Annotated in this window: 15 protein-coding genes; 7 read left to right on the forward strand and 8 right to left on the reverse strand. The window is 69.2% G+C overall.

Annotated elements, in window-relative coordinates:
* Nucleotides 1-206 precede the first annotated feature (206 nt).
* On the forward strand, nucleotides 207-833 hold the full coding sequence (locus ACWDMM_RS08045) for a resuscitation-promoting factor Rpf1 domain-containing protein (RefSeq protein WP_195078230.1): 627 nt from the start codon (nucleotides 207-209) through the stop codon (nucleotides 831-833).
* Between the two features lie 83 nt (nucleotides 834-916).
* On the opposite strand, the gene ACWDMM_RS08050 is transcribed toward ACWDMM_RS08045, so the two are convergent.
* Nucleotides 917-1,105 (reverse strand): hypothetical protein, encoded by a 189-nt coding sequence (locus ACWDMM_RS08050; protein ID WP_039795086.1) that lies wholly within the window; start codon nucleotides 1,103-1,105, stop codon nucleotides 917-919.
* A 95-nt stretch (nucleotides 1,106-1,200) separates the two neighbouring features.
* Between ACWDMM_RS08050 and ACWDMM_RS08055 the strand changes: the two genes are divergently transcribed.
* On the forward strand, nucleotides 1,201-3,495 hold the full coding sequence (locus tag ACWDMM_RS08055) for a helicase-associated domain-containing protein (protein ID WP_449936647.1): 2,295 nt from the start codon (nucleotides 1,201-1,203) through the stop codon (nucleotides 3,493-3,495).
* Here the strand turns inward: ACWDMM_RS08055 and ACWDMM_RS08060 are convergent, their stop codons facing one another.
* Nucleotides 3,496-4,026, reverse strand: a complete 531-nt coding sequence (locus ACWDMM_RS08060; protein ID WP_195078228.1) for an LppU/SCO3897 family protein — start codon at nucleotides 4,024-4,026, stop codon at nucleotides 3,496-3,498. It lies immediately after the preceding gene.
* A gap of 294 nt (nucleotides 4,027-4,320) precedes the next feature.
* Here ACWDMM_RS08060 and ACWDMM_RS08065 point away from each other — a divergent pair, with 294 nt between their 5' ends.
* Nucleotides 4,321-5,151: a hypothetical protein gene (locus ACWDMM_RS08065; RefSeq protein WP_195078227.1), complete on the forward strand. Its 831-nt coding sequence runs from the start codon at nucleotides 4,321-4,323 to the stop codon at nucleotides 5,149-5,151.
* 4 nt (nucleotides 5,152-5,155) lie between these two features.
* On the opposite strand, the gene ACWDMM_RS08070 is transcribed toward ACWDMM_RS08065, so the two are convergent.
* The 5 genes from ACWDMM_RS08070 to ACWDMM_RS08090 all read right to left on the reverse strand — a co-directional run bounded on the left by ACWDMM_RS08070 (nucleotide 5,156) and on the right by ACWDMM_RS08090 (nucleotide 11,918).
* The gene (locus ACWDMM_RS08070) at nucleotides 5,156-6,577 is read right to left on the reverse strand and encodes a M1 family metallopeptidase (protein ID WP_449936649.1); all 1,422 of its coding nucleotides are present in this window, start codon (nucleotides 6,575-6,577) and stop codon (nucleotides 5,156-5,158) included.
* 60 nt (nucleotides 6,578-6,637) lie between these two features.
* The gene (locus ACWDMM_RS08075; protein WP_357112760.1) at nucleotides 6,638-7,276 is read right to left on the reverse strand and encodes a LysE family translocator; all 639 of its coding nucleotides are present in this window, start codon (nucleotides 7,274-7,276) and stop codon (nucleotides 6,638-6,640) included.
* A 52-nt stretch (nucleotides 7,277-7,328) separates the two neighbouring features.
* On the reverse strand, nucleotides 7,329-7,997 hold the full coding sequence (locus ACWDMM_RS08080; RefSeq protein WP_195078225.1) for a DUF3239 domain-containing protein: 669 nt from the start codon (nucleotides 7,995-7,997) through the stop codon (nucleotides 7,329-7,331).
* A 41-nt stretch (nucleotides 7,998-8,038) separates the two neighbouring features.
* Entirely contained in the window at nucleotides 8,039-9,697 is a 1,659-nt protein-coding gene (locus tag ACWDMM_RS08085) for a DNA repair helicase XPB (protein ID WP_357112756.1), read from the reverse strand.
* Between the two features lie 151 nt (nucleotides 9,698-9,848).
* Entirely contained in the window at nucleotides 9,849-11,918 is a 2,070-nt protein-coding gene (locus ACWDMM_RS08090; protein WP_449936668.1) for an acyltransferase family protein, read from the reverse strand.
* A gap of 363 nt (nucleotides 11,919-12,281) precedes the next feature.
* Here ACWDMM_RS08090 and ACWDMM_RS08095 point away from each other — a divergent pair, with 363 nt between their 5' ends.
* From ACWDMM_RS08095 to ACWDMM_RS08110, 4 genes are all read left to right on the forward strand, one after another.
* On the forward strand, nucleotides 12,282-12,581 hold the full coding sequence (locus ACWDMM_RS08095) for a hypothetical protein (RefSeq protein ID WP_195078222.1): 300 nt from the start codon (nucleotides 12,282-12,284) through the stop codon (nucleotides 12,579-12,581).
* Nucleotides 12,582-12,619: 38 nt separating this feature from the next.
* Nucleotides 12,620-13,789 (forward strand): DUF6973 domain-containing protein, encoded by a 1,170-nt coding sequence (locus ACWDMM_RS08100; RefSeq protein WP_195078221.1) that lies wholly within the window; start codon nucleotides 12,620-12,622, stop codon nucleotides 13,787-13,789.
* A gap of 45 nt (nucleotides 13,790-13,834) precedes the next feature.
* A complete protein-coding gene (locus tag ACWDMM_RS08105; RefSeq protein ID WP_195078220.1) occupies nucleotides 13,835-14,329 on the forward strand; it encodes a hypothetical protein in 495 nt (164 codons plus the stop codon).
* Between the two features lie 92 nt (nucleotides 14,330-14,421).
* The gene (locus ACWDMM_RS08110; RefSeq protein ID WP_195078219.1) at nucleotides 14,422-15,066 is read left to right on the forward strand and encodes a LysE family translocator; all 645 of its coding nucleotides are present in this window, start codon (nucleotides 14,422-14,424) and stop codon (nucleotides 15,064-15,066) included.
* Nucleotides 15,067-15,078: 12 nt separating this feature from the next.
* Here ACWDMM_RS08110 and ACWDMM_RS08115 read toward each other — a convergent pair whose 3' ends face one another.
* Entirely contained in the window at nucleotides 15,079-15,639 is a 561-nt protein-coding gene (locus ACWDMM_RS08115; RefSeq protein ID WP_195078218.1) for a dihydrofolate reductase family protein, read from the reverse strand.
* Between the last annotated feature and the right edge of the window lie 23 nt (nucleotides 15,640-15,662).

Here is a 15,662-nt window from a genome sequence, read left to right on the forward strand (position 1 = left end):
CCAAATAGTGATTTTTCCCGCGGTTCGTCGTACCGTCTTATCCAGCCGGGGCACACCCGGCGACCACCGGCCCGCCGCACCGAGCCTCGCCCCGCGGGTACCGGACCCCCGACGGAAACGTAGGGGCGAGGGCGGAACGGACGACCTCTCAGTCCGAACCAGAACCGAAGACGTCGCAGGTGCGTCGAGAGGAAGACGAACCCGATATGAGTGGACGCCATCGCAAGCCAAGCTCGACCGGACGCACGGTAGCCAAGGTTGCCGTCACCGGGGCCATCATCGGCACCGCCGGTGTGGCCTTCGCAGGCAACGCCAGCGCGGCACCCGACTCCGACTGGGATCGACTCGCTCAGTGCGAGGCCGGCGGCAACTGGGGCATCAACACGGGCAACGGTTTCCAGGGCGGGCTGCAGTTCTCGCCCAGCACCTGGCGCGCCCACGGCGGCCAGGAATACGCCGCCAGCGCCAACCAGGCCACCCGCGAACAGCAGATCGCGGTCGCCGAGAAGGTGCTCGCCTCGCAGGGTTGGGGCGCTTGGCCCTCCTGCTCCTCGAAGCTGGGCCTGAGCAGCGCGCCCACCCCGCGCTCCGCGCCCGCCACCGCCGAGACCCCGCGCTGGAACCCCGCGCCGCAGCCCGCCCAGGCCGCGCCGGCGGACACGCAGCAGATCTTCTCGGCCGTCGACCGCGCCCTCGAGGTCGTGCAGAGCCAGGGCGTCCAGGTGCCCAAGGAAGCGCTCGATTTCTTCAACGCCGCCAAGTCCAGCGGAGTCACCCTCGACCCCGCGATCGTGAACTTCTACGAGGCGAACAAGGGCCTGTTGCCCTCCTGACCCGGAACGCTTCGCAAGAAGGGCCCCGCATCAACGTGGATGCGGGGCCCTTCTTCGTAGCCGAGAACGTTCCGGTCGCGCGCTCAGCGGTTGATCACCGTGTTCGGGTGCATGTAGGGCAACTGCTCAGCCGGAACCGGGAACTCGGTGTCCTCGCCGTAAGGCGAGAGGCCACCGGAGCGGGCCGAAGAGAGTTCGGTGACCGCGTGGTCACCGTCGGCGACCTTCGGCCAGCCGTTGTCGACATAGGATTTCTTCGATTTGTTCACCACGGCCCCATGCTAGCCCGGCCGCTGCGCTCGGATGCGCCGCAGCCCGTACCTCCGGACGTCGGCGGGCGATCGCCCAGCATCGTAGGCTGGATCGGATGACCGCGACCGACTCCCTTGCCGGATGGCTCGGCGCCCGCAGTGATGCCCAGCTCGTGACGCTGCTGCAGCTTCGGCCAGACCTGGCCGTGCCGCTGCCGTCCACCATGGCCGTGCTCGCCGCCCGCGTCGAGCAGCGCGCGTCCGTGCTGCGCGCCACGGAGGACTTGAACACCCTCGAATTCGCCCTCGTGGAAACCCTTGCCAGGCACGGGGTGACGCGGCCCGACGGCGGCCCGCTGCGCCCCGCGGATTTGCATGTGCAATTGAGCGAACGGGTGCGGGCCGCCGCGATCGACGAGGCACTGGAACGGCTGACCGCTCGCGCGCTGGTCTGGATCGACGCCGAGCAGGGACTGCACCTGATTCCGGCGGCCGCCGAGGCATTGCCGTGGCCGATCGGCGCCGCGACCGAGATCCCCGACGCGCTCACCGAACCCGAAGTGGTCGCGGCGCTGCCCGAGCTCTCGTCGGCCGAACGATCCCTGCTGGACAAACTGGCCGCGACCGGGCCGCGTGGCCGCACCAAGGACGCCGCACCGGGCACTCCGGCCGACCGGCCGATCCAGCGCCTGCTGGCGCGCAGGCTGTTGCACTGGATCGATGACGAGACCGTCGAGCTTCCGGTCACCGTCGGCCAGGTGCTGCGGCGGGAACCGGTCACCCACCCGCACGCTCTGACGCCGCCGCGACCCGAGACCACGAAACAAACGCCCGCCGAGGTGAACGCGGTGGCGGCGGGCGAGGTGGGCGAGCTGCTGCGGCACTGCGCGGCCGTGCTCGAGGTACTGGGCCAGGCCCCGGCTCCCGCCTTGCGCGCGGGCGGCCTGGGCGTGCGCGAGCTGCGCCGCGTCGCCAAGCAGGCCGGTGTCGACGAGCAGCGCGCGGGTTTGCTGGTCGAGCTGCTGGCGGGCGCGAAATTGATCGAGAAGGGTTTGCCGGACCCGCCGCCCGACTTCGAGACGACCGACGACTTCTGGGCGCCGACACCACTGGTGGACGCCTGGCTGGAAGCGCCGCCCGCCCGGCGCTGGGCCACCCTCGGACTCACCTGGCTGGATCTGGACCGGATGCCGTGGATGATCGGCATGCGCGATGCCAACGACAAGCCGCTGGCCGCTCTGTCCCTGGAACTGCGCACCCCGACCGCGCCGCGCGACCGGCGCGCGATCCTCGCCCTCCTCGCGGAATACCCGTCCGGCACGGCGCTGGCCGCGGCGGATATCGGCCGCCTACTGGCCTGGCGGCAGCCGCGCAGGCGCAGGAACTTCCGGCCGGAGGTGGTGGAACAGACGTTGGCGGAGGCGGCGGCGCTCGGGCTGATCGGCCGCGGCGCGCTCGGCTCGGCGGCGCGGGCGCTGCTGCACGCGGCGCCGACCAGCGTGGCCGACGCCGAGGCCGAAATGGAGGCGGCGCTGCCGGAGCCGGTGGACCACGTGCTGGTGCAGGCGGACCTCACGGTGATCGCGCCAGGCCCGTTGACCACCGACCTCCAGCGTCGCGTGGCCCTCGTCGCCGACGTCGAATCCGCGGGCGCGGCAACGGTGTACCGGATCGGGGAGTCCTCGGTGCAGCGCGCCCTCGACGCCGGGCTGACGGCGGCCGAACTGCACGCGCTGTTCGCCGCGCATTCCCGCACGCCGATCCCGCAGGCGCTGACCTATCTGATCGACGACGTGGCCCGGCGCCACGGCCAGTTGCGCGCGGGCATGGCGCAGTCGTTCATCCGCAGTGACGACCCGGCGCTGCTGGCCCAAGTGCTGTCCGCGCCGGTGGCGAGCGCGCTGGCGCTGCGATCCATCGCGCCGACCGTCGCCATCGCCCAAGCTCCGCTGGGTGAACTGCTCGAGCAGCTGCGCGCGGCCGGTTTCGCGCCCGCGGGTGAGGACTCGACCGGCGCGATCGTCGATCTGCGACCGCGGGGAGCGCGGATCTCGGTGCGGCCCGCCGCGCGGCAGCCGTATCGGCCGACACCGCCGAGCACCGAACAGCTCGAAATGCTCGTCACCGAACTGCGGGCGGGCGAACGCGCCGCCAGCGCCCGATCCGGTCAGGCGGTGCGCCCGGACGGCACCAGGACCAATACCGCCGCCACCCTCGCCCTGCTGCAGCTCGCGGCGCGGGTGCGGCGGTCGGTGAACATCGGCTACGTCGACGCTCGCGGCGTCGCCACCCAGCGGGTGGTCGAGCCGTTGAAGGTGGGCAACGGGCAGCTCGACGCGCTCGACCCGGTCACCGGCGCGGTCCGGCACTTCACGCTGCACCGGATCGCGTCGGTCGCCCTGCTGGAATGATCAGCCCTTCGGCTTGGCCGTGCAGAAGGTGACCTTGGGGTCCGATTCGATGAGGCGGAAGCCGTCGGCGTCCTGATCGCACAGCAATTCGTCGGCCTTGCCATCGATCCGCTTCAGCACCTTGAAGGTGGCTTCCGGGGAAGAGCAGTCGACGTGCTTGTATCCGGTGGTGCTGCTCTCGTTGTAGCAGCTGCCTTCCTTGAAGTTCGGCGCCAGGCACAGGAAGGCGGTGGTGCCGCCGGCCAGCGTCTCCTCGTAGGAGGTGTAGTCGGCGGCGCAGTCGGTCTTCTTGTCGTAGGACTGCGCGACCTTGTACACGGCCTTGTCCGACGAGCAGTCGACCGGCTCGGTCTTGGAATCGACCGCGGAGCCCTCGATGACGTTGATGCAGTCACCGACCCCGGCCTTGGCGGTGTCCGACTTGCCCGCGTCCTCGATCATCGAACAGCCGGCCACCGCGACCACCACCGCGGCCACCGCGACGAGGGCGAGCACGAGCCGTGCCAGCAGCCTCGTTCCTGGAAACTTCACCTGAAAACCTCTCTCACCGAACACGTTCACGGGCTCGTGAACGCGGTGAGGATACCCGCACGACCTGAGCGGCCGCATCAGCCCGCCGGGCGACCTCGCAGGGCGCGCTAGTAGCTGTGCGTGCCGTACAGCCCCATGAGCGCGTAACCGAGGATGCTGGGGAGCAGACGGCCGAGCAAGAAGAACGCAGAGTAATTCACTAGCAACGCCTTTCGCGTATTCCGTGCAACTGGACTCTTGTCCGGTATGCGGAGTGTGTCGTCGCCCGAGACCGGGTCGTTACGCTAGGGCAGTATGGCGGTCGATGACGTCGCGCGCGACTTGTACGGGCTGATGCCCGCGGAGTTCGTCGCGGCCCGCGCCGACCGGGCGGCCGCCGCGAAGCAGGCGGGCGACAAGCAGCTCGCGGCCGCCATCGGCAAGCTGCGCAAACCCACCATGACCGCATGGGCGGCGAACCTGCTGTCCAGGGCGGCGCCCGACGACGTGGACGCCTTGCTCCGGCTCGCCGCGGCACTGGCCGCGGCGCAGCGGAAGCTTTCCGCCGAACAGTTGCGCGACCTGACCGCGCAGCGCCAGCAACTGGTCAACGCCCTCGCCAAGAAGGCGGGCGCGCTCGCCGCCGAACACGGGCATCCGGTCGGCGAGAACGTCGTGCGGGAGATCGGCCAGACCTTGACGGCGGCACTCGCCGACCCGGAGGTCGCCGATCGGCTGCGCGCCGGAACGCTCGCCACGGCCGCCAGCTACGAGGGCTTCGGACCGAGCGGACCGGATCTGCTCGCGGTGCCGGAACCGGCCGCGCCGCGCGGACGAGCGGCCGCGCGCGAGCAGCAGGACGACAGCGCGCGCCGCGAACTGGCCGACGCCGAGGAAGCACTCGAAACCGCTCGCTCCGAAGCGGATTCGGCACAAGCCGCGCTCGCGGAAGCCACCGGAGAATTGTCCGCGGCCGAGGAACGCGTCGCCACGTTGCGCGAGGAACTCGACCACGCCGAACAGCAGCGGCAGTTCCGCAAGTCGGCCGAGCGATCGGCCAAGGACGAACTGCAGGCCGCGCGCCGTCAGGTGGAGCGAGCCGAGCGCAGGCTGACGAAGGCACGGCAGCGCGCCGGAAACGGCTGACGGGTCAGCTGCGCAGAGTGCCGGGGAACAGGTACTCCTCCGGCGGCGGCGCGGTGGTGTTCAGCCACGCGTGGAAGAAGCCGGTCAGGTCCATAGGCGATCTGGACTGCACGAAAGCGCGGAACTCCGGCATCGAGGCGTTGCCGTAGGCGTGCGCGGCGAGGAAGTCGCGCACCGCCGTGAAGAACACTTCGTCGCCGATCTGCCTGCGCAGCGCGTGCAGGAACAGTGGGCCGCGGTAGTAGACGGAGGTGAACTCCTTGCCGACGCCGGGGTTCTCCAGCGGGATGTTCCAGTACTTCTCGCTGTCGCGGTACTTGCGGATGGTCTCGCGGTACTGGTCGTCTACGTTCTCGCCCTCCATCCGCTCCGGCCACAGGTAGTCGGCGGTATAGCTGGCGAAGCACTCGTTGAGGCAGATGTCCGACCACTGGCGAATCGACACCCAGTCGCCCCACCACTGGTGCGCGAGCTCGTGCACGACGACCTGCAGATCTATCTCCGGCGCGTAGAGCGGGCGGGTCTGGGTCTCCAGCGAGAACGTGATGCCCGCGTCCAGGTGGATGCCGCCCGCGGCCTCGAAGGGGTAAGGGCCGTAGAGCTTTTCGGCGAAGTCGAGGATCTCCGGCACGCGCTGCTCCAGCTCGCGCTGGCGCGGCTGCACATTCGGCGCGAACGCGCTGAGCAGCGGAACGCCGTTGGCCCTGCGCTGCTCGAGGTAGTCGAACTTGTCGATCGCGACCGTGGTCAGGTAGCCGACCACGGGCCTGGCGTTGGCCCAGCGGACCGTCCGCTTGTCGCCGCGGACCACGTCCTCGATGCGCACGCCGTTGGAGACCACCTCCCACTCCGCGGGAACGGTGGCGGTCAGACCGAAGGTGGCTTTGTCCAGCGGTGTGTCGTTGAGCGGGTACCACGTGGTCGCCGAGTGCGGTTCACCGGCGACGAACGCGCCGCCGCTGGGCGCGAAGGTCCACCCTTCGCCCTCGGTGTCCAGCGCGGTGCCCGCGTAGTCGACGGTGACAGTGAACGGCAGGCCGGGCAGCAGCGGCAGCGACGGCGTCACGGTCAGTTCGTGCTCGCCGTTGCGGTCGAAACCGGCGGGCAGTCCGTTCACCGACACCTCGCGCACTTCCGGCCCCGCGAAATCGAGATTGAACGCGCGCAGGGCCTGGGTGGCGTGTGCGGTGATGGTGGTGGTTCCGGCCAGTTTCCGGCTGGGCGGGTCGTAGTCGATGCCGACGTCGTAGTGCTGGACGTCGTAGCCGCCGTTGCCGTCGAGCGGATAGTACGGATCGCCCAGACCCGGCGCGCCGACCAGCGGGTCCGGGGGCGGATCCGCGTGCGCGGGCGCCAAGGACACCGCGGCGAAGACACACGCGATCGCGGCGCACACCCGGCCGGACAACCACATACGAACAACCACCCCTTTCCACCCCGCCTGTTGCCGGTACCGGCGCACCGGCTTCGCTGGATGGTAGCGGCTTCAGTCGCCGCTTCCGGTCAGCGCCACCGACGCGCCGACACCGAAGATCATCACCCCGCCCGCGCCGCCGACCGCCTCCAGCCTGCGCGGCGACTTGGCGAACCACGACCTCGCCGAGGCGGCCAGCAGTGCCCACGCACTGTCGGAGACCAGCGCGATGGCCAGGAAGATCGTGCCGAGCAGCAGGAACTGCCACGACAGCGACCCGGAGGCCGGGTCGGCGAAGTGCGGCAGGACCGCGGAGAAGAAGACGATCGCCTTGGGATTGGTGAGCCCGACGACGGCGCTCTGGCGCAACACGCGCGTGCTGGGCGCCGGTTCGACCGCGGCGCCGAGCGCCTCGCGCAATGCCGAACGCTGACGGATCGCTTGGATCCCGAGGTACATCAGATACAGCGCGCCTGCGAACTTGACCACCGTGAGCGCCAGCGCCGATGCGGTGAGCAAGGCGCCGAGACCGATCGCGACCAGCACCAGGGCGGCGTAGACGCCCATGGCGTGCCCGAGCACCGAGAGCAGGGCCGCGCGCCGGCCCAGCGTGAGGGCGCGACCGACGGTGAACAACACGCCGGGACCGGGCACGACGATGATGACGACCGCGGCGGCGACGAATGCCAGCAGGTTGGACGCTGGAACCATCCTTCGAGTCTAGGCGACGACGCAACCGATAATCCCGTGTACGCAGCCGGTTTCAGGAGCCGAGTTCACCCGGCAGCTGGTGCGGATCGAGCAGCAGACGTTTCGCGGTGGTGCGCCGCACCTTCTCGGCGAGCGCGAGATTGTCGGTGAGCAGCCGCCATTCGGCTTCGCTGATCGCGGCGCGGGCGCGGGCGATGACGGAATCGTCGGTGGTGCCCCAAGCGATCGGCATGGCGCTCACCGATTGCCAGCGCTGCCCCACCTGGCGCGGCGCGCGGTCGGTGCGCACCGCGACCGAAGGCACCCGCTCCCCGAGCCTGGCCTCGTGACCGGGGAGGTCGCGGACCTTCCTGGTCACCAAGGCGTAGCGCGGATCGCGCATGTCCGGCGCGGACACGTCGACCAAGGCGAGCAGCACGACACCCGACGGGCGGGCCTCGGAGACCACCGCGGGCACCAGCTCGCCGTCCGCGTAGAGCTTGTCGATGCTGGAATGCCACGGCGTCCACAGGGCCACCCACAGCGCCGTCACCGCGCCGAGCGCGAAGGCGACCGCGAGCAGGTAGGCCCACGGATGGTTAAGCCAGATCAGCAGCGCCGTGCCGGCCGCCGCGACCACCGCGGCGGCGATCGCCAGCAGGCGCAGGCGGCGAAGGTCGGCGAAGACTTCGTTCACCGCGTGGGCGTGCTTGCGGTCCACCGCGAATTCGAAGCGTCGCACGCCCTCATTCCTAGCACAGTTTGTGGAGGCTATGCCTCCGCTTATCCGATGGCGGGGCCGAGCAAGTCGTCGGCATCCGTGATGCGGTAGGCATACCCCTGTTCGGCGAGAAAACGCTGACGGTGCGCGGCGTATTCGGCGTCCAACGTGTCGCGCGCGACGACCGAGTAGAAGTGTGCCTGCCCGCCGTCGTGTTTCGGACGCAGAAGCCGCCCGAGACGCTGCGCCTCCTCCTGTCGGGAGCCGAAGGTACCCGAAACCTGGACGGCGACGGACGCTTCCGGCAAATCGATGGAGAAGTTCGCCACCTTGCTCACCACGAGCACCGGAATCTCGCCGCGCCGGAAAGCGTCGAACAGTTCCTCCCGCTCCTTGGTCTTCGTCGACCCCTGGATCACGGGCGCGTCGAGCGCGGCGCCGAGTTCGTCCAGCTGCTCCAGGTACGCGCCGATGACCAGGCTCGGCGCCTCCTTGTGCTGGGCCAGGATCGATTCGACCACGGCGATCTTGGTGTGCGCGGTGGAGCACAGCTTGTAGCGCTCCTCCGGCTCCGCGGTCGCGTAGGCCATCCGCTCGGCGTCGGTCAGCGTGACCCTGACCTCGATGCAGTCGGCGGGGGCGATCCACCCCTGGGCCTCGATGTCCTTCCACGGCGCGTCGTAGCGCTTCGGGCCGATCAGCGAGAACACGTCGCCCTCGCGGCCGTCCTCGCGCACCAGCGTGGCGGTCAGCCCCAGCCTGCGGCGGGACTGCAGATCGGCGGTCATCCGGAAGACCGGGGCGGGCAGCAGGTGTACCTCGTCGTAGATGACCAGCCCCCAGTCGCGGCTGTCGAACAGTTCCAGGTGCTTGTACTCGCCTTTGGTGCGCCGGGTGATCACCTGGTAGGTGGCGATGGTGACCGGGCGGATCTCCTTGCGCTCACCGGAGTACTCGCCGATCTCCTCCTCGGTGAGCGAGGTGCGCGCGAGCAGTTCGCGCCGCCACTGCCTGCCCGCCACCGTGTTGGTGACCAGGATCAGCGTGGTGGCCTTCGCCTTGGCCATCGCCGCCGCGCCGACCATCGTCTTGCCCGCGCCGCAGGGCAGCACCACCACCCCGGAGCCGCCCGCCCAGAACGAGTCGGCGGCCATCTGCTGGTAGTCGCGCAGATGCCAGCCGTCGGTGGCGTAGTCGAGCTCGATCGGGTGCGCCTCGCCGTCGACGTAACCGGCCAGGTCCTCGGCGGGCCAGCCGATCTTCAGCAGCATCTGCTTGATCCGGCCGCGCTCGGACGGGTGCACCACCACCGTGTCGTCGTCGATGCGCGCGCCGAGCATGGGCGCGATCTTCTTGTGCCGCAGCACCTCCTCCAGCACCGCGCGATCCAGGCTGACCAGCGTCAACCCGTGCGCGGGATGCTTCACCAGCTGCAACCTGCCGTAGCGGGCCATGGTGTCCACCACATCGACCAGCAGCGGCTGCGGCACAGCGTAGCGGGAGAAGCTGACCAGCGCGTCCACCACCTGCTCGGCATCGTGCCCAGCGGCGCGCGCGTTCCACAGCGCCAGCGGCGTCACCCGATAGGTGTGCACGTGCTCGGGCGCCCGTTCCAGTTCGGCGAACGGCGCGATCGCCTGCCGAGCGGCATCGGCCGACTCGTGGTCGACCTCCAGCAGCAGCGTTTTGTCGCTCTGCACGATCAGCGGACCGTCGTTCACAGTCCCTCCTCAGTTGGATTCCCCGCCATTCTCCCCGACCCCACCGACAACCCCGCAGGTTACCGGCCCTTCCCGCGAGACGCGGTTGCGGCAGCGACCGCATGTAACGCCGGAAGGGCGCGATGTGTTCCCGCAGGCCGCGCGGGACGGCTCAGCCGCGTACGAGCGCGCGCTCGACGAGCGCGCCGACGACCGGCGCGAGCGTCGTGGCGTAGCCGCTGGTGATGTGGTTGTCGTCGCGGTAGACGAGGGTGTTCCCGACGATGACCGGACAGCGGGCGGTGGTGCAGAACAGCGAGGTCAGATCGGCGTACTGCGCGCCGCCCTCGATGGCGCCCGCGCGTTCGGCGGCGATGCCCGCGTCGTCGACCGCGACCGCACGGGTGGGCGCGCACGCGGCGGCGTCATCGATGTGTTCGGCCACACACGCGGGCACGGTGGCATGGGGATCGGGGACGCCGCCCAGGACGAGGACCGCCGAGCCCAGCTCGCGCAGCTGGGCGGCCAGGCGACGCACGCTGTCGATCCACGCCGGGTCGTAGGTGGTGAAGCCGAAGTCGCCGCCGTAGCGACGCGACATGCCCACCACGACCAGCCGGGGCCGCTCGTGCCGCAGCCTGGCCATGATCTGCCCGCGCCACTGCTCGCACTCGGTGTACCTCCGACCCAGATAGGGACTGGTGATGGGCAGATCGAGCAACGGACAGGTGACCTTCGCCATGGTCTCCAGCCGCCAATGCCGCGCTACGGCGATGTCCTCGAACGCCGGTTGCCACATCGCCGCGTGGGAGTCGCCGACCAAAGCCACCGTGGTGGCGGAGGCTGGATCACCGGAGGCGCACTCCCCCTGGCCCACGTCGGTCCAAGAACGGAAGCAACCGTTGTCGAACACCTCCGCTCGGTCGCCGCGCGCGTTCGAAAGCGCCGGCGTGAGATTCGACGGGACGTCGCGGACCTCCGCCGAGGCGGCGACCGCCGCTCGGGTCTGCGTGGTCAGCTGCTCGATCGCGGCGTCGTAGGGGTCGGCGGCGGGAGTGGCCGGCGCGGCCGGTGTCGTCAGCGTGAGGCTCTGCGCCGCCGTGCCGCGCCCGACCGGAGGGGGCACCAGCACGAGCAGCGCGGCCGCCACACCGATGGCCAGCGCGGTGCTCACACCACCGCAGGCGAGGCTGAGCCCGCCCGATGCGCGCAGGCGGGCGGCGAAGCGGACCGGATTCTCGATCAACCGCTGGGTGAGCGCGGCGAGCCCACCGGCCATCGCGACCGCGCCGAGCGCACCGACCAGCCCGAGGGGGCGGCCGAGCGCGTGCGGGGCCAGCACCAGCACCGGCCAGTGCCAGAGATACCAGGAGTAGGACAGCCTGCCGACGGCCTGCATCTCGGACACCGCCAGCACGCGACCGACACCGAACCGCGTTGCCACACAGCCGCTTCCGATGACCATGACCGCGCCGAGCACAGGCAGCAACGCCGCGATCCCCGGATACGGCGTCCGCTCGTCGAGCCGAACGCAGGCCACGACGATCAATCCGGCTCCCGCCCACCCCGCGCAGGCGGACACCGACTTCGGCAATCGGGACCAGAGAACGGCCGACAGCGCCACCATGCCGCCAGCCGCCAGCTCCCAGGCGCGCGCGGGCAGCGCGAAGAACGCCCACGGTGGCATGGTGCGGGTCCAGGTCAGCGCGACCGCGAAAGACAGCACGGCGACGACGCCGAGAACGATCAGGTACGGCAGCGCGGTGACCGAACCGCTGTGGCGCCGTCGCACGAGCCAAGCCGTCGTGATCACGAGCGCGGGCCAGATCAGGTAGAACTGCTCCTCCACCCCGAGCGACCAGAAGTGCTGAAACGGCGAGGGCGGCGCGTCCGCGGCGAGATAGTCGGTGCCCTGCAGAGCGAATCGGTAATTCCCGGCGTACAGCGCGCTCGCGATCCCGTCGCCGAGCGCTTGGCGCGCCTGCAGCGGCGGCAACAGCACGGCCGCGCCGATCGCCGTGGCGACCAGCACGACACCCGCGGCAGGCAGCAGCCTGCGCGTCCGCGCGCCGTAGAACCGGACGAGCCCGACAGTGCCACCGGCCGCCGCTTCCCGATACAGCATTCCCGTGATCAGAAAACCGGAAATCACGAAAAATACGTCCACGCCGACAAATCCACCACCGATCCCCGGCACACCGGCATGGAAAAGCACCACGGCCAGCACCGCCACCGCCCGCATTCCCTCGATGTCCCCCCGAAATGCCGCCCCCCGCGACACCCGGTCGATCAGCTCCGCCCGCCGATTTCCCAACCCGCTGACCGTGGCCGCCATGCGCAGCATTGTCATCGGTCCGGCGGGGCAAGTCCCGCCGACTCGCCGCCCCGACCACCTCGGTCGCGGCGTCCGCGCCCGCGCCTATTCCCTCGAACTCATTGCACGCCACACCGGCACAATCCCGAGCTCGCGATAAGACAACGCTTTTCGAACCGATTGTCCGATCTGTCGACGCCTCCATGCGAGACGACACCAGGTCTCCGGCGCGGCCACGATGCCCTCCTACGGCCGGTACGCTTGTCCGGAATACGACCTCGAGGGGGCACGGTGAGCGAGCTCGAACTTGATCCGGTCCAGACGCGCGAGATGGCGGAGGCAGTACGTGGGCACGCCGACGCGATACGGCAGTCGGTGCCCCTGTCCAGAGATGTCGTCGCCGTCGAGACCATGCGAGACTCCCAGGTCGCGGACGCTGTGGATCAGATCGCGACGGCGCTCGACCGCGTGGTGGCCTACCACGCACAGCAATTGATCGGATTCGCGGACGTCACGGACACTGCGGTCGTCGAATTCCTCAGCCGCGATCAGGCCTGGGCTACCGCACTTCGGGAGGCAGGCCAGCGATGAGCGGTGGAAGCTACACGACGCCTCTTACCGTGTCGACGGTGCTGTCCTGGGATCCACGTGCCACGGTCACCGTTGCGAACGCGTTCAAAGACGCCGCGCTGCGGATCGAGGAACAGACGCATCAGGCGGCATCCCGCATCGATATGTCCTACACCTACTTCAAGGGATCGGTCGCTGATTCCGCCCGCGACAGAGCGGCTCAGGACCGGGACCATGCCCGGCGAACGAAGCAGGTTCTCATCGATATCCAGCAGCAAATCTACCTTCAGATCGATGCGATCGTCGGCTACACCGACGTAATCAAAGACAAGAAGGCCGAAGCCGAGTCCGCCAAGTTCGACTTCTTCGTCAGAGACGACGGTGGCGTGGACTCCAGGATGTCCAATGCCGAGGTCCTGATGAAATTCGGTGCATCGGGCCTCGTCGAGAAGGAAGGGCTCGAATTCTTCCTGACCACACAGATCCGTGCGGCGCTGACGGCAATCCAGCAAACCGATCTGGAGGGCGCGGAGAAAATCAAGCGACTCCTAGAGGATCTCGCACCAGAGACCCAGCGCGGAGTTACCGCTATGCCTCAGGACCCACGCTTGGTAGAGGTCCTCACCAAGTTCCAGACCGCCCCGTCGAGTGCGCCTGCCACGCTGTGGCCCTCCGGTTTGGTTCTCGATCGCATCCGTGCCGTCCGCCCGGACTTCCAACCCATCCTGATGACGCCCGAAGAGATAGCGCTCCTCGCATCACGGGTCGCCCGGCCGGGAACCACTGGAATAGGTGAGATCACCGATTTCTTCGAAATAAAAGCAGAGGCCGAGGACGCCGCCAAGAAGGCGTACGCCAATCCGGACCAGAACGCGCTCAACGACGGCCACGGCGATGCGTTCCGGCACATGTATTGGAATGCACTCATGACACAGCGTTACGGCGCGGAGTGGACCGAAAACTATGGTGCCGCGCATGAAGGACTCGGCGCGAACCCCCCCACGCGAGAGGCGATGGATCTACACAACAACGCGATCGGGCGGCAGATCGCCATCGACAATCCGAATGCCTCACCGGAGGAACTACAGCGATTGGTTTATCAGCGAATCAAGGAGGGTGGCGCGATCGTGCTCGACCCGAATGGTCAGATCGCATGGAGCAACCGGGTCGAAGTGGACAAGAACGGGCACCCGGCGCGTGCTGACATCCCGCTTCCGGCAGGTCGGTGATTCATGCGTGCCCTTCTCCGTAGCACGGCTGCAATTCTGTGCCTGGTGGCCGGTGCGGCATGCTCGACGCCGGATGACCGTGGTGAGACCGCTTCGCAATGCTCGGCGAACTTCGACCTGGAGTCGCGCGCCGAGCCGCTCGGCTCCGCGACGGAATTGCGGCGCATCATCAGAGAGCGGGCTGCGCAGCCGGGAACCTATTCGCTGCGGACGCTGACCGAAGCCGCCGGGTGGGGTGGCCAGTGGGATCGCGTCGTCATAGCGTCGTCCGGTCTTCCAGCGGAGAAGCTGAACTCGGCAGCGAATCTTCCCGGATACTGCTGGTCCAACCTTCCGGACTCCGGGTTCGACCGGCCCATCGACAATTTCTACGTCTTCATCGCGGGCTCCACTCCGACACAAGTGATTCGCTCCGCACAGGGCTCCGAGCTGTTTCGAGGCGTGCATAGCGGTGACGTGCTCGGACCGGAGTCTCGCTTCCAGTCGGTTCAGCCGCCGGCCCAGCTGCAGAAGCCGTATCTGGAATTGACCCAGGGTTGATCGGAGGCTCGGTAGCCGAGCGCATGCCTTCACGTCCAGCGGCTGTCGAGTGGACCGCGACAAGGGCCGGTGGGGCGGGTGAGGATCGGGGCATGATCGAGATGGCGGCGGTGGTGGGGGTTGCGGTGGCGGCGTTGGGGATGGTGCTCACGCCGGGGCCGAACATGATGTATCTGGTGTCGCGGACGGTGTCGCAGGGGCGGCGGGCCGGGTTGGTGTCGTTGGCGGGGGTGGCGGCGGGATTCGGGGTGTATCTTGCGGCGGCGACGGCGGGGATAACGGCCGTGTTCGCGGTGGTGCCGGGCCTGTATCTGGCGGTGAAGCTGGCGGGGGCCGCGTATCTGGGGTGGCTGGCGTGGCAGGCGCTGCGGCCGGGCGGGGTCTCCGTTTTCGCGCCCACGGCGCTGTCCCCGGACCCCACCCGGCGTTTGTTCGCGATGGGTCTGGTCACCAATCTGCTGAATCCGAAGATCGCGATCATGTACATGGCTCTGATCCCGCAGTTCGTCGCGCCGGAGCACGGGAAGGTGTGGTTGCAGAGCCTGTGCCTGGGCGCGGTGCAGATCGCGGTGGCGCTCACCGTGAACGGCCTGATCGTCCTCGGGGCGGGCGGTCTGGCGACGTTCCTCGCCGCCCGCCCCCTGTGGCTGCGCACCCAGCGATACGTCACCGGCACGATGCTGGGCGCCATCGCCGCCCTGCTCGCCACCGACCGCGCCCGGCCCGTGCCGGCCTGAGCCGAACGCGCATCAGTCCCGTCGGGCCGGCTGCGTCAACCGGTAGTGCAGTTCCGCGAATTGGCCGGCCTGTTCGACAGCGATGAGCCGCATCCGGTCCGACAGGATGCGCCGCGGCAGCAGCGGGGCGCCCGCCCCCAGCGTCACCGGAGCGACGCTCACCATGACGTCGTCGAGGAGTCCGGCATCGGCGAACTGCCCGGCGAGGTCGCCGCCGCCGACGATCCAGATGTCTCGCGCACCGGCCGCCTCGGCCATCGCCCGATGCACCGCCTCGACCGGGCCCGAGACGAACCGGAGATTCGCGCCCGGTATCGGGGGAAGATCCCGGTGGGTGAAGACCCAGCACGGGAGCTCCCCGTAGTACTGACGCCAGTTGTCCGGTGGTTCGTTGGCCACGACCCATTCGTAGGTGGTCGCGCCCATGCACATGGCGCCGACCCGCGCGAGGAAGCCCGCGATGCCCGCTTGCGCCTCGTCCGCGCCCTCCACCTCGAAGAGCCAGGTGAGCGAGTTGTCCGAGTCGGCGAGATATCCGTCGAGAGAAGTTGCCGTGTAGTACCTGGTTGCCATGCCGTGCACCCTGCCAGCAAAAC

It is taken from the genome of Nocardia sp. NPDC003726, from assembly GCF_053586955.1.

Bases quoted from the DNA above. Each gene is read 5' to 3' on its own strand.
- ACWDMM_RS08045 (WP_195078230.1), top strand. From the start codon at position 207: ATGAGTGGACGCCATCGCAAGCCAAGCTCGACCGGACGCACGGTAGCC.
- ACWDMM_RS08055 (WP_449936647.1), top strand. From the start codon at position 1,201: ATGACCGCGACCGACTCCCTTGCCGGATGGCTCGGCGCCCGCAGTGAT.
- ACWDMM_RS08065 (WP_195078227.1), top strand. From the start codon at position 4,321: ATGGCGGTCGATGACGTCGCGCGCGACTTGTACGGGCTGATGCCCGCG.
- ACWDMM_RS08075 (WP_357112760.1), bottom strand. From the start codon at position 7,276: ATGGTTCCAGCGTCCAACCTGCTGGCATTCGTCGCCGCCGCGGTCGTC.
- ACWDMM_RS08090 (WP_449936668.1), bottom strand. From the start codon at position 11,918: ATGCGGGCGGTGGCGGTGCTGGCCGTGGTGCTTTTCCATGCCGGTGTG.
- ACWDMM_RS08110 (WP_195078219.1), top strand. From the start codon at position 14,422: ATGATCGAGATGGCGGCGGTGGTGGGGGTTGCGGTGGCGGCGTTGGGG.
- ACWDMM_RS08115 (WP_195078218.1), bottom strand. From the start codon at position 15,639: ATGGCAACCAGGTACTACACGGCAACTTCTCTCGACGGATATCTCGCC.